Source organism: Chromatiales bacterium (genome assembly GCA_014762505.1).
Classification (GTDB): domain Bacteria; phylum Pseudomonadota; class Gammaproteobacteria; order SpSt-1174; family SpSt-1174; genus SpSt-1174.
Genome location: JABURS010000042.1, coordinates 189,556 through 202,949 on the forward strand (window position 1 = coordinate 189,556; position 13,394 = coordinate 202,949).

Below are 13,394 nucleotides of genomic sequence, written 5' to 3' on the forward strand. Positions count from 1 at the left end.
ACGCTCAAGGCAGGGATACCGACTCCATGAAGGCCGCCCAACCCGCCAGCCGCCTCTCCGACGACGCCCTGCGCCGCCTGCTGGAGGCCCGGCATCACGACCCCTTCACCGTGCTCGGACGCCACGACGACGCGGCCGGCGCGACGATCCGCGCCTTCCTCCCCCATGCCCGCGAAGCGCGCATCGCCGACCTCGATGCCCCGATGCGGCGCATCGAGGGCACGGACCTCTTCGAGTGGCAGGGCGATGCCGACGCGCTGCCCGCGCGCTACCGTCTGCGCTGGCAGGACACCCAGGGCCAGTGGCATGAGCGCCACGACCCCTATGCCTTCCCCGCCCAGCTCGGCGACTTCGACCTGCACCTGTTCGGCGAGGGCCGTCACTGGCACATCTACCGCGTGCTCGGCGCCCATCCCTGCGTGATCGACGCCGTGGCCGGCGTGCGCTTCGCCGTGTGGGCGCCGAACGCCGAGCGCGTCAGCGTGGTCGGCGACTTCAACCACTGGGACGGACGCATCCATCCCATGCGCTCGCGCGGCGGCAGCGGCGTGTGGGAACTCTTCATCCCGGACATCGACGCCGGCCAGCACTACAAGTACGAGATCTACAACCGTCAGGGCCAGCTCCTGACCAAGGCCGACCCCTACGGCCAGCACTTCGAGCGCCGGCCGGGCACCGCCAGCCGCATCCCGCCGGAGAGCGGCTTCACCTGGGGCGATCAGGCCTGGCTGGAGGCGCGCCGTCACCGCGACTGGCAGCACGCCCCCCTGTCCATCTACGAGGTGCATCTCGGCTCCTGGCAGCGCGACGAGCACGGCCAGTTCCTCGACTACCGCGAGCTCGCCCACCGCCTGGTCGAGCACTGCCGCGAGACCGGCTTCACCCACATCGAACTGCTGCCCGTCACCGAACACCCGCTGGATGCCTCCTGGGGGTACCAGACCATCGGCTACTACGCCCCCACCAGCCGCTTCGGCAGCCCGGACGACTTCCGCTACTTCGTCGACCACTGCCACCGGCACGGCATCGGCGTGCTGCTCGACTGGGCCCCCGGCCACTTCCCCAAGGATGCCCACGGCCTGGCCCGCTTCGACGGCACCGCGCTGTACGAACACGAGGACCCGCGCCTGGGCGAACACCGCGACTGGGGCACGCTGATCTTCAACTACGAGCGCAACGAGGTCCGCAACTTCCTCATCGGCAGCGCCATGTACTGGGTGGAGGAGTTCCACATCGACGGCCTGCGCGTGGACGCCGTCGCCTCCATGCTCTACCTCGACTACTCCCGCGAGCCCGGCGACTGGGTGCCCAACAAGTTCGGCGGCAACGAAAACCTCGCCGCCATCGACTTCCTGCGCGACCTCAACGGCACCGTGCAGGGCCAGCACCCGGGCACACTCATCATCGCCGAGGAATCCACCGCCTGGCCCCAGGTCACCCGCCCGCCGTGGCTCGGCGGCCTGGGCTTCGCCATGAAGTGGAACATGGGCTGGATGCACGACACCCTCGAATACTTCCAGCAGGACCCGGTGCACCGCAGCTACCACCACGACCGGCTCACCTTCGGCCTGCTGTATGCCTTCACCGAGAACTTCGTCCTGCCCTTCTCCCACGACGAGGTCGTGCACGGCAAGCGCTCCCTGCTCTACCGCATGCCCGGCGACGAGTGGCAGCGCTTCGCCAACCTGCGCCTGCTCTACAGCCTCATGTTCACCTACCCGGGCAAGAAGCTCCTGTTCATGGGCTGCGAATTCGGCCAGGGCGACGAATGGAACCACGGCCAGGCACTGGACTGGTACCTGCTGCAGTTCCCCCACCACAGCGGCATGCAGCGCCTCGTCGGCGACCTCAACCGCCTCTACCGCGACGAGCCCGCCCTGCACCGCTACGACTTCGAGCACCAGGGCTTCGAGTGGATCGACTGCCACGACAGCGCCCAGTCCATCGTCAGCTACCTGCGCAAGAGTGACGACGACTACCGCCTCGTCATCCTCAACTTCACCCCCGTTCCCCGCCACCACTACCGCATCGGCGTCCCGGACGACGGCGTCTACGAGGAGATCCTCAACTCCGACTCCGCCCACTACGGCGGCAGCAACACCGGCAACGGCCACGCGATCCAGGCCGAACCCACCCCCTGGATGGGCCGCCCCTGGTCCGTCAGCCTCACCCTCCCCCCGCTCGGCGCCCTCGTCCTGCGCCGCCGGGACACCTAGGCAGGCACCGCCAGGGCATTGTTAGGGCATTGGCAGACCCCGGCGAAGGCGCTATCATTACGCCCCTGTACCTCATGGGGCGGTAGCTCAGCTGGGAGAGCGTCGCGTTCGCAATGCGAAGGTCGGGAGTTCGATCCTCCTCCGCTCCACCACATCCCAAACGAAAAAGGCGCGCCGATGGCGCGCCTTTTTCGTTTCCGGTCAGACCATACACCGTGCGGGCCGCGCTTGATCACCCGCTGGCCGGCGTCAGGGTCGGTACGGATTACTGACGGATATCGATGAACGAATATCTCATGTCAGCACCCTCCACGAGCTCTTTCAACGGCGTGGCGTACTTTTCATCACCGGCATAGATCAGCCAAACGCCGGGATAGGCCTTCCCCTCCACAGCGCCCTTGATTACGGCATTGACCAGCGCGGAATTCCGACCCGAGACGAGCACCTTCCCATCGCTCGATCTAGAAAGATCGTCCAGTGTTCCTCCAAGGCGCGTAGCGTTGGCGCCGCCCCCCGCCGCGATGGCCACGCCATCGCCAATGGCGCCGTGCGAAGGAATGTCTATGTAGATAAAGTCACCGCCGCCGAACGTGGTGGCCGCCTCAGCCAGAACGTCCCGCTGCGGCTTCGTCTGGGTGGATGCACACCCGGTCAGTAAAAGGCCGAATACGGCCAGTGCGATATATCTGATCATTACGCTCTCCTTGCTAAAGTAATCACTTACTACGTCTCGATCTCTACTGTGCTATTCGCTTCAGCGTGCTCGGGTCGTAGCCGCATTCGCGAATAAGCTGCTTATAGTGGTCATCGATGTTGCGAGTACCAGACTCCCACGCACCTTTCACGAGTCGATTGCAACGCGCCCTCTCACGTTGTCGTGTTTCTGTAAGGCGCTGCTCATATGCTTCAGCACTAAGATCTTTCAGCTCGATGGATTCGAGCACCGGCCTGAGAAACACCTGATCGATATCAATATCGTAAAGCGGCTTACCGTTTTTATAATAAAAGCCTGCGCTAAATCCTATGTGATGGTATCGATCATTTCCGATCTCCCAACATGCATACCCTACACCGGAATGTGTTTGCTCATCTGTCACCTCGCGTTCAGCGTTCCGCTTATAACTATTTGAAGCAATTCTCCAACATTCAAGACTTCCATGACGAATTCTGGTTATGTCACGTTCAACGTAGTCATGTGACTCCTGTCTCTCGCTCCACTCAACCTGACTTAATGCAAGCCACTCTTCAGGAGTGACAAATGGCTTCCCAATTAGATGAATGTCAGTACCGATACCGAAATGTGCGACTTCAGTTACTCCTATGACCTCACTGTAACTAAACCCACCCATAACAGATACTCTCCATCCATCTCTTTGCGTATCATGACTGATCAGGACTGATTGACAGGGTGTAAGATCCGACCAGTAACCAGATGGCGTAAAGCGCACGCGCTCTAACTCAACTGTTTGCTCGAAATCAAACCCACATGCGTCACGCATTATCACTGTGTCTGGCTTGAAAGGGTTATTAACGACTCCACACCCGACATGAATAAGAGAAACAATACCGATTGCAATGATTCGGGAAATCATTGTGCACGCACCTGACTACCATCGTGAAGTATCAATATCGGCTTCGGATGTGTGTTTCTGAAATGCTCGACTGACGGTTGTTGACCTCCGGCACATGCCACCCCCTGACAAATGTAATCACTATGTGGACTTTTATCGCCACCGAACAAGACGAGCGGGATTGATGCAAAACTGTCGATAAACGATACAGGTCTTTCCCTATTCCAATTATTTCCAAGAAGCGGCATATCTGCTACTGAATCGACGACTCTCGTGCCAAAGATTGTAGATTTCCCATCGGGTCGATTGACCTGAAATACTACCCGACTCTCAGTTGAATCAGTCGTTTCTTCATTCACTTTAAACCCTGATTCTTGCGCTACCTTAAAGAATTTCGTTGCCCTCACTGGCGCCCCCGACAGCTGAATCGTACCTGTTTTAGTGTTTGGTTCTCCATTAGTAAAATCCAATCCATCAATCGCACGATAGGTAATCAGCCCACCCTGACTGTGTCCCGCGAGATTGATCGTATGATTTTGATCGATGCCTTTTTGCAAGAAACTCTTAAACTGTCGCACATTCCCGGATGCGCCTGCGGGGTCAGGTTGAGGTACCCCCGGTTTTCCGGACACATGGTTAAGCCAATTCCGACATCATCTCGAAATCGACTGGGGTTGTGAAGCCCAGCGATTGATGCAGACGTAGGCGATTGTAGAACACCTCCATGTATTCGAAGATGGCTGTGCGCGCCGCGTCCCGGTCTTCAAATACGACATGATGCACCAGCTCATTCTTCAAGTTGCTGAAGAAGCTCTCAGCCACGGCATTGTCGAGGCAGTTGCCCTTGCGGCTCATGCTTTGCACGATGCCATAGTGCTTTAGCCTGGCGCGATACACGGCGCCGACGTATTGCTACCCCTGATCGCTGTGGATGATGAGGCCTGGCTCCGGTCGTCGACGTTTCACAGCCATGTGCAGGGCATCCAGCACGAGCTGCTGGTCGATGCGCTGACTCATGGCCCAGCCGACGATCCGGCGCGCAAAAAGGTCCACGACAGCAGCCACATAGAGCCACCCACGCCGGGTCGGCACAAAGGTGATATCCGTGACCCATACCTGGTTTGGACGTGTCGCCGTGAAGTTGCGGTTGAGCAGGTTTGGCGCCACAGGTTCATGGTTGCTGCGTGCCGCATAGGTCTGGCGGAAACGGCGCACGCGCTTGGCAACCAGGCCGTCGAGCCTGCGCAGTCGGGTTACCCGGTGCCGTCCGCAGGTTTCGCCACGGTCCCGTAGTGCCCTCCAGGTCTTGTAATCGCCATAGTTCTCGCGTGACTCCTGATGCACCTCACGGATAAGCCGGAGCAGGCGATTATCTTCCTCGGCGCGACGACTGGGGGTGCGAGCACGCCACTCGTAATACCCGCTGCGGCTTACACCTAGCGCAGCACACATGGTGCTCACATGGAATTTATCGCGATGCTCGTCCATGAAGGCGTACCTCACCTCGATTCCTTGGCAAAGTACAGCGCGGCTTTTTTTAAAATGTCACGCTCCTCGGTAACCCGGTCCAGCTCACGCTTCAGCCGAGCAATCTCGGCATCCTTGTCACTGGTGGGGCGGCCACGGCCGGGAAATGCCTGGTCGCCATGGGCCTCAACCTCGTCGCGCCAGAGGTACAGCTTATTTCGGGCAATGCCCAATTGTCGGGCGATCTCAGCAGCTGGCTTATCGCCCTTCTTCAGCAGCCGCACCGCTTCGAGTTTGAATTCTCGGCTAAAGGTTTTACGCTTTTGCATCGGACACCTCTCCGGGGCATTATCCCCTTATCTGGGTGTCCGGAATATCAGGGGTGCCTCATACTGTCCCCGGAATTGCCACAACAAGGTATGGCCAGCCGCTCTGAAAGAGGATTGAAAACGGTTCGGCTTTGGTAATGACTAAGTGCGCTGCTGCATCCCACGCTAGGATCGCTAACAAAGCAAAAATACTGGACACGATCAAACGCTTTCGCCAACTTTGAAGATAGGTAGACCAGATGCTCGGAACAAGGAATGCTACAACCAAAACAGCGAGAGACAGAGCGTGTACTCGGACTGGCGCATTGCTTAGGCCGAGATATACTGCAGAAAGCGCCAGATAGACAATGCTAGGAATTAGATATCTACGCATTCTTAGACGCCTAACGTTTAAGCTGTGCGGCGCAGACGAAGCGTAGCGTAGTTTGCGTCCGAACGAGCGCCTTGTTATACCGTATTTTTCGTTGCCTCATAAATTACGGTAGCTATATAAGAGCCTATTGCGCCCAGGATAATTGCTGAAATGGCAGAAATAACCATTGACCAAATTGGATGTTTTTTCACAAATGAAACAATTCTATAAAACAATGGTTTTTTTATTTTTATAATTTCATTTTGAGCTTTTGAGATGGTTTCATTCGATACCTTCTCCTTTCGTAGGCGCTCAACACAATCAGGACAGATAATTGGTTCGTGGAGTGAATATATAATATCTGTTTTGATGCCGTTCATATCAAATAGGCAACCACGGGTTTCATCATGTGTGAAATTTGTGGCCTCATCATTCAGCGGTATTCGCTCTCCACTACGTTTGTATAAAAAGGTGTAAGCATATAAGAGCCGAAATACTGCATTTTCTAACGGTATATTAAAGCCATTTAAAATATCTTTAATTTCGTGAAAGGTAAAAACCACTCTGTTTTTACTAAGTCGGCGTGTATACCAGTTGTACTCAAGAGGAACATTTACAATTGCGATGAGAAAATTGCCTGTAAATTGTTCCGGCAAAACCTGTTCAAGTTTGGCATCAGTAAATTCCCACCCATAACCATCCGAATCTTGTGTAAGGGAGTAATTTTCAATATCGCCCACGACTGAGAATAGGGCTGACTTCCAGCTTTTGATTTTTCTTTTATCAAACTCGCTGGGCATATGGCCTATTGTTACTACTGATATTGTTGTCTTATCCATCATTTCCCTATTAAGGTATAACGTTTTGCTAAGGGGCGCGGAGCCGCAGCGCGGCGGAGCGTCCCAGTGAGCGATAGCGAACGACTTGAGCTAATTGTTATACGTTTCTTCATGCTATTCACTATAAATGATATTTAGTGTGTGACACCACGGGAGCAGCAATTAAAGATTAATCAGGTGTGGAGCGATAATGCTCCTTAACTTTCACCTTTTTGCCTTTAACCACCTTTGTATGCTCAGGTACATGTACCTTCTTTAGCTTCCGATCTTTCGTCTTGGCCATTTTCGCCTCCAAAGTAGGAACGACCTAGCGAGTAGGTCTCTCCGAAGCAGCCCATCTGCTCCGCCTCTGTATCAGAGTTTCTGGGCTCAATGAAGGTATAAGACCGTGGTGCCACACCTGAATATCACTCCTTTGACGTATAACTACAATTAGTGGGCCTAAAAGACCGTTTTAAACCGGTCATTTGGGACCCGTAACAGAGGGGCCCCATAGAAATCAGTCGCTTGGAAAAAGCAAACCGGACAATCGAAGTGAAACCGGTCAACCGCGACGTCACTCAATCACCTCCACCTTCACGCTAATCGCATCATCCCGCCCGCGCGTCTCCCATTGGCGCGAGGCGGTGCCGCTGGATTCATACCGCTCTTCCTCTGCCACGCCGCCAATGGTGATCCATTCGCCCACCGGCCCCGAGATCGTGGTCACGGCCTCCTGGGTGGCGATGGTCTGGTCGGACTGCAGTGACTGCTGCACGGGGCGGATGTGCAGGTAGACGCGGTCGCCGGAGATCCTCGGGGTGACGTAGAAACCGGTTTCCACGCGCCGGTATTCGACGCCGCTGGAGGTGATGACCCGGTTGCCGGTGATGATGGCGGCGGTGGTGACGTAGGGCACGTCGCCGCCGGTGCGGATGAAGGCGCTCTGGCCTTCGAGCACGCGTAGGGAGCTGGCGCGGGTGGTCTGGCCGCGGGTGCTGCGTTCCCGTAGCGTGCCGTGCAGGCCTTCTTCGTCGGTGTCGCCCAGGGTGACGCTGCCGCGCTCGTTCTCGATGCGGCCGCTGGCGCCGATCTCGCGGTCGCGCAGGTCTTCGGCACGGCCGGCGCTGACGGTGACGAGCATGTTCTTCTGGGCCTGGTCGAGCTGGCGGACGAGCTCGCGGACCTCGCGGATGCGTTCGGGGGCGGCGCGGATGATGAGCTGGTAGCCGGTGCCGGTGAGGGCGTCCTGCGGCTGGAGCAGGGGGCGCACCAGCGGGATGACTTCCTCGGCGGGGCGGTTGCGCAGTTCGATGATCTCGAGCCGGTCGCCCGCGGCGGCGATAGCGGTGCCGCCGAGTGCCGCGAGCAGGAGGGCAAGGAGCAGGGTGGCGGCGCGCATCATAAATGCAGGCGCTGGAAGTTGGGCTCGTGCTCGGCGTGCTCCCACAGGCTGGTGAATTCGTTGTGCAGGTCGCGGGCGCGGGCGGGGTTGTTGAACTCCAGCGTGGCCTCGTAGAGGTCGCCCTTGCCGCGGTGCAGCACGCCGCGCCGGTCGGCGACGAGGAAGGCCTCGTTGTAGTGGGCCTGCTCGGGGCGCAGGCGCCGGATCTGGATGTAGCTGCTGAGCCGGCGGGCGGTCTCGATCAGGCGGTGGCCGTGGGCGATGGCGTGCTCGGTGTTGTTCACCAGGATGCGGACCTCGGCGTAGCGGCTCTGGCGCGCGAGTTCGGCGATGGCGTCATCGAACTCGGCGGTGTCGTAGACGGCCGGGTCCATGTCGCGGGTGACGATGTGCAGCGAGCGGCGCGCCTGCCGGGCGAGCAGGAGTGCGGCGAGGCGGTTCTGCTCGATGTTGTCGAGCCGCAGCGGTTCGTGGTCGGTGCCGAGCTGGTAGCGGTCGGGATCGGCGAGCAGGGGATGCAGGGTGTCGTCGGCCATGTCGTCTCTGCGCTGTGGATATCGCTCGAGGATAGCGCATCGATTAGCGTCATTCACGCGCTGTCGTGAACCAGGGGGATGAGGTGGGTTCGTTTACTGGATCCCCGCTTTCGCGGGGATGACGAGGTGTGGGGGAAGGGATGACGGTGTGGCGGCTGGGACACGCCACGCTTGTCCGTCGCGTGTCCCAGCCGCCTGCGCGTCAGTCGGTGAGGGGGCGGCGCATCTGCCGGTGGGGGATGCCGGCGTCCATGAAGACCTCGCCCTCGGTGGTGAAGCCGGCGCGCTCGTAGAAGGGGATGGCGTGGGTCTGGGCGTGGAGGAAGACCTCCGCCATGCCCTGCCGGCGGGCCTCGGCGAGCAGGGCCTCGAGCAGGGCGCGGCCGATGCCGTTGCCGCGCCAGGGGGCGCGTACGGCCATGCGGCCGATGTGGCCGTCGGCGAGCAGGCGCGCGGTGCCGATGGGCGTGCCGTCCCGCGTCTCGGCCAGCACGTGCACGGCGGCCGCATCGAGCCCGTCCCACTCCAGGGCCTCCGGCACCTGCTGCTCCTCGATGAAGACCTCGCGGCGGATCAGCGCCAGGGCCGGCTCGTCCCGGGCCCAGTCGGCCAGGCGCAGCTCAGCCGTTGAGGCCGTCATCGTCGTCCGCCTCGAAGCCGAGGCAGCCGCTCTGGAACAGGGCGTGGGCCAGGGCGAAGAGGGCGTCGTCGCGGGCCAGGGCCTGGCTCACGCGCGGGGCGTAGCGGTAGCCCTCGCAGAGGGTCTCGACCGTGGCGCGGGCCTCGTTGGGCAGGATGCGGCAGTGGCCGTCCCAGAAGAACAGCAGGCGCTCGTCCTCGGCGATGAAGGCGAGGCGGGAGACGGCCGCCCGCTCCAGCGGGGTGCCGGCGGCGAGCCGTGCGCGCAGGGCGGCGCTGTCGTCCGTCGGCGGATCGTAGAGCAGCTCGGCGAGCTCCGGGTTCTTCGGCTCGGTGACGTACTGGCCGAACCAGACGGCGAGCGCATTGTCCCCGGCCTGCAGCACCGGGGCGAGCAGGGCGCGCACGCGTTCGAGCGCGGCGGCATCGATCTCGCCTTTCTTCTGCACCGGCGCCATGCCGGCATCGCCGTAGCGGGCGGCGGCGGGCAGGCGGGCGGCGAGGAACTCGGCGAAGCCCGTGACCAGCTCGCGCTGCGCCGGGGCGCGAAAGCCGATGGAGTAGGTGAGGCAGTCGTCGGTGGCCACGCCGTGGTGGGCGTAGCGCGGCGGCAGGTAGAGCATGTCGCCGGGGGCCAGCACCCAGTCCTCGGCGGCGTCGAAGCGCTCCAGGATGCGCAGCTCCAGGTCCGGCAGGTAGCGTTCCTCCTGCAGCGGCACGCCGCCGATCTGCCAGCGGCGGTGGCCGTGGGCCTGCAGCAGGAACACGTCGTAGTCGTCGATGTGCGGGCCTACCGAGCCGCCCTCGGGGGCGTAGCTGATCATGAGGTCGTCGATGCGCCAGTCGGGCAGGAAGCGGAAGGGCTCGATGACGTTGAGCAGCTCCGGCACGTGCTTCTCCACGTCGGAGACCAGCAGCGTCCAGTGGGTCTCGGGCAGGGTGGCGAAGACCGATTCGGCGAACGGGCCGTAGCTCACCTGCCACGGCCCGGTCTCGCCGTGCTCGCGGATGATGCGCGCACTGACGCCTTCTTCGCAGGCCAGGCCCGCGAGCTCGTCCGGGCTGAGCGGGGAGGCGAAGCCCGGGATGGCCTGGCGGACGAGCAGGGGGCGCTGCTGCCAGTAGTCGCGCAGGAAGTCCTCCGCGCTCAGTCCGCCGAGCAGCTGCATCAGATGTTGCGGGCCTGTTCGGCGGCGTTGCCGATGTAGCTGGCCGGGGTCATCGCGCGCAGGCGGGCCCGGGCCTCCTCGGGGATGTCGAGGCCGTCGACGAAGGCCTGCATCACCTCGCGGGTGACGCGCTGGCCGCGGGTGAGCTCCTTGAGCTTCTCGTAGGGCTTCTCGATGCCGTAGCGGCGCATCACCGTCTGGATGGGCTCGGCGAGCACCTCCCAGTTGCGGTCGAGCTCGTCCTGCAGGCTCTCGCGGTTGATCTCCAGCTTGCCCAGGCCCTTCATCAGCGACTGGTAGGCGATGCTGCTGTGGGCGAAGCCCACGCCCAGGGTGCGCAGCACGGTGGAGTCGGTGAGGTCGCGCTGCCAGCGCGAGACCGGGAGCTTCTGCGCCAGGTGCGTGAACAGGGCGTTGGCCACGCCCAGGTTGCCCTCGGCGTTCTCGAAGTCGATGGGGTTGACCTTGTGCGGCATGGTGGAGGAGCCCACCTCGCCGGCCACCACCTTCTGGCGGAAGTGGCCCATGGCGATGTAGCCCCAGACGTCGCGGGCGAAGTCGATGAGGATGGTGTTGAAGCGGGCCACGGCGTCGAACAGCTCGGCGATGTAGTCGTGCGGCTCGATCTGGATGGTGTAGGGGTTCCAGGTCAGCCCCAGCGAACTCACGAACTGCTCAGCGAAGGCCGGCCAGTTCACGTCCGGGTAGGCGGCCAGGTGGGCGTTGTAGTTGCCCACCGCGCCGTTGATCTTGCCGAGCATCTCCACGGCGGCCACCTGCTGGCGCTGGCGGCGCAGACGCGCGACCACGTTGGCGAACTCCTTGCCCATGGTGGTCGGCGAGGCCGGCTGGCCGTGGGTGCGCGACATCAGCGGGGCGTCGGCGAACTGGTGGGCCTGGGTGCGCAGGGTGTCGATGATCTCGTCCATCTCGTTGAGCATCACCTGGCCGCGGCCCTCGGCGAGCATCAGTGCATAGGCGAGGTTGTTGATGTCCTCGGAGGTGCAGGCGAAGTGGATGAACTCGGAGACGGCCTCGAGCTCGGCGTTGCCGGCGATCTTCTCCTTGAGGAAGTACTCCACCGCCTTCACGTCGTGGTTGGTGGTGCGCTCGATGTTCTTCACGCGCTGCGCATCCTCCTCGCTGAACTTCTCGACGATGTGGTCGAGGAGGTGGTTGGCGTGTTCGGACAGCGGCGGGACCTCGATCACCTCGGGGCAGGCGGCCAGGGCCTGGAGCCAGCGCACCTCCACCAGCACCCGGTGACGGATCAGGCCGTACTCGCTGAAGATGGGCCTCAGCGCCTCGGTCTTGCTGCCGTAGCGGCCGTCGACGGGGGAAATTGCGGTAAGGGATGAGAGTTCCATGCCGGCTCCGTTAGAATGACGTGTAAGGATCGTGCGAAGGGCACGGATTATACATCACCCGCGCCGGTTTCCCGACCGGCGCGCCTGACCGGAAACCCCGAGACCATGAGCAAGCAGAAGCAGAGCGGCGACTATCGCATCGAGACCGACAGCATGGGCGAGCTTAAGGTGCCCGCCGACGCCCTGTGGGGCGCGCAGACCCAGCGGGCGGTGGACAACTTCCCCATCAGCGGCATCCCCATGTCGCGCGGTTTCATCCGCGCCCTGGGCCTGATCAAGGCCGCCTGCGCCGAGGTGAACGCCGATCTCGGCCTGCTGGACGCCGCGCGCGCCGGGGCCATCGTCACCGCCGCCGAGGCCGTGGCCGAGGGCCGGCACGACGGCGAGTTTCCCATCGACGTGTTCCAGACTGGCTCCGGCACCAGCTCCAACATGAATGCCAACGAGGTGATCGCCCACCTGGCCGCCGATGCCGGGGTGCACCCCAATGACCACGTGAACATGGGGCAGAGCTCCAACGACGTGATCCCCACGGCCATCCACGTGGCCGCCTGCCTGCAGGTGGAACAGGCGCTGCTGCCGGCCATGCGCCACCTGGCGGAGACCATCACCCGCCGCGCCTGGGAATGCGAGCAGTACGTGAAGACCGGCCGCACCCACCTGATGGACGCCATGCCCGTGCGCCTGTCGCAGGAACTGGGTGGCTGGGCCGCGCAGGTGGAGGACGCGGTGGCGCGCATCGAGTCCAGCCTGCCGCGGCTGCGTCGCCTGGCGCTGGGCGGCACGGCCGTGGGCACGGGCATCAACGCGCATCCGCAATTCGGCGAGCGGGTGGCCACGCGCCTGACCGAGCGCACGGGCATCGCCTTCGAGACCGCGCCCGACAAGTTCAAGGCCCTGAGCGCGCAGGACGACGCCCTGGAGCTGAGCGGCCAGCTCAAGGCCTACGCCGCGGCGCTGATGAAGATCGCCAACGACCTGCGCTGGATGAACTCCGGCCCGCTGGCCGGCCTGGCCGAGATCGCGCTGCCCTCCCTGCAGCCCGGCAGCTCCATCATGCCGGGCAAGGTCAACCCGGTGATCCCGGAGGCCACCGCCATGGTCTGCGCCCAGGTCATCGGCAACGACACGGCCATCACCATCGGCGCCCAGTCCGGCAACTTCCAGCTCAACGTGATGCTGCCGGTCATCGCCCACAACCTGCTGCAGAGCCTGACGCTGCTCGCCAGCGCCTCGCAGGTGCTGGCCGACAAGGCCATCGCCGGCTTCGTGGTGAACGAGGCGCGGCTGCGCGAGGCCCTGGAGCGGAACCCCATCCTGGTGACGGCGCTCAACCCGGTGATCGGCTACGAGCTGGGGGCGAAGGTGGCCAAGCGCGCCTATGCCGAGGGCCGCCCGCTGCTGGAGGTTGCGCTGGAGGAGACCGACCTCGACGAGGCCACGCTGCGTCGCCTGCTGGACCCGGCCAGGCTCACCGAGGGCGGTATTAGCGAAGGCTAAATTACTCATGGATAATCATCGGGTT

The 13,394-nt window shown here is 62.1% G+C and carries 14 protein-coding genes and 1 tRNA gene; 3 read left to right on the forward strand and 12 right to left on the reverse strand.

Annotated elements, in window-relative coordinates; genetic code table 11:
- Positions 1 to 26: 26 nt before the first annotated feature.
- Together glgB and HUJ28_11330 are read left to right on the forward strand one after the other, a co-directional pair.
- Positions 27 to 2,216 carry a 1,4-alpha-glucan branching protein GlgB gene (glgB, locus tag HUJ28_11325; GenBank protein ID MBD3620054.1) on the forward strand — a complete coding sequence of 730 codons (2,190 nt, stop codon included), beginning with the start codon at positions 27 to 29 and terminating at the stop codon, positions 2,214 to 2,216.
- 76 nt (positions 2,217 to 2,292) lie between these two features.
- Positions 2,293 to 2,368, forward strand: a tRNA-Ala gene (locus tag HUJ28_11330).
- A gap of 113 nt (positions 2,369 to 2,481) precedes the next feature.
- Here the strand turns inward: HUJ28_11330 and HUJ28_11335 are convergent.
- From HUJ28_11335 to purB, 12 genes are all read right to left on the reverse strand, one after another.
- Positions 2,482 to 2,910 carry a hypothetical protein gene (locus HUJ28_11335; protein MBD3620055.1) on the reverse strand — a complete coding sequence of 143 codons (429 nt, stop codon included), beginning with the start codon at positions 2,908 to 2,910 and terminating at the stop codon, positions 2,482 to 2,484.
- 43 nt (positions 2,911 to 2,953) lie between these two features.
- Positions 2,954 to 3,808: a hypothetical protein gene (locus HUJ28_11340; protein ID MBD3620056.1), complete on the reverse strand. Its 855-nt coding sequence runs from the start codon at positions 3,806 to 3,808 to the stop codon at positions 2,954 to 2,956.
- On the reverse strand, positions 3,805 to 4,344 hold the full coding sequence (locus HUJ28_11345) for a hypothetical protein (GenBank protein ID MBD3620057.1): 540 nt from the start codon (positions 4,342 to 4,344) through the stop codon (positions 3,805 to 3,807). The genes HUJ28_11340 and HUJ28_11345 overlap by 4 nt, the downstream gene beginning before the upstream one ends.
- Positions 4,345 to 4,423: 79 nt before the next feature.
- Complete coding sequence (locus tag HUJ28_11350) at positions 4,424 to 4,642, reverse strand: IS3 family transposase (protein MBD3620058.1); 219 nt, start codon at positions 4,640 to 4,642, stop codon at positions 4,424 to 4,426.
- A gap of 57 nt (positions 4,643 to 4,699) precedes the next feature.
- On the reverse strand, positions 4,700 to 5,290 hold the full coding sequence (locus HUJ28_11355; GenBank protein ID MBD3620059.1) for an IS3 family transposase: 591 nt from the start codon (positions 5,288 to 5,290) through the stop codon (positions 4,700 to 4,702).
- On the reverse strand, positions 5,287 to 5,583 hold the full coding sequence (locus tag HUJ28_11360; GenBank protein ID MBD3620060.1) for a transposase: 297 nt from the start codon (positions 5,581 to 5,583) through the stop codon (positions 5,287 to 5,289). The genes HUJ28_11355 and HUJ28_11360 overlap by 4 nt, the downstream gene beginning before the upstream one ends.
- 447 nt (positions 5,584 to 6,030) lie before the next feature.
- Positions 6,031 to 6,774 carry a hypothetical protein gene (locus HUJ28_11365; GenBank protein ID MBD3620061.1) on the reverse strand — a complete coding sequence of 248 codons (744 nt, stop codon included), beginning with the start codon at positions 6,772 to 6,774 and terminating at the stop codon, positions 6,031 to 6,033.
- Between the two features lie 556 nt (positions 6,775 to 7,330).
- Positions 7,331 to 8,155, reverse strand: coding sequence for a hypothetical protein (locus tag HUJ28_11370; protein ID MBD3620062.1), 825 nt, complete (start codon positions 8,153 to 8,155; stop codon positions 7,331 to 7,333).
- Complete coding sequence (locus tag HUJ28_11375; protein ID MBD3620063.1) at positions 8,155 to 8,694, reverse strand: hypothetical protein; 540 nt, start codon at positions 8,692 to 8,694, stop codon at positions 8,155 to 8,157. Before HUJ28_11375 ends, HUJ28_11370 begins: the two co-directional genes overlap by 1 nt.
- A 202-nt stretch (positions 8,695 to 8,896) precedes the next feature.
- Entirely contained in the window at positions 8,897 to 9,334 is a 438-nt protein-coding gene (locus tag HUJ28_11380; GenBank protein MBD3620064.1) for a GNAT family N-acetyltransferase, read from the reverse strand.
- On the reverse strand, positions 9,315 to 10,502 hold the full coding sequence (locus tag HUJ28_11385; protein MBD3620065.1) for a cupin domain-containing protein: 1,188 nt from the start codon (positions 10,500 to 10,502) through the stop codon (positions 9,315 to 9,317). Before HUJ28_11385 ends, HUJ28_11380 begins: the two co-directional genes overlap by 20 nt.
- On the reverse strand, positions 10,502 to 11,869 hold the full coding sequence (gene purB / locus HUJ28_11390) for an adenylosuccinate lyase (protein ID MBD3620066.1): 1,368 nt from the start codon (positions 11,867 to 11,869) through the stop codon (positions 10,502 to 10,504). The genes HUJ28_11385 and purB overlap by 1 nt, the downstream gene beginning before the upstream one ends.
- Positions 11,870 to 11,974: 105 nt before the next feature.
- Here purB and HUJ28_11395 point away from each other — a divergent pair, with 105 nt between their 5' ends.
- Complete coding sequence (locus tag HUJ28_11395; protein MBD3620067.1) at positions 11,975 to 13,369, forward strand: class II fumarate hydratase; 1,395 nt, start codon at positions 11,975 to 11,977, stop codon at positions 13,367 to 13,369.
- Positions 13,370 to 13,394 lie beyond the last annotated feature (25 nt).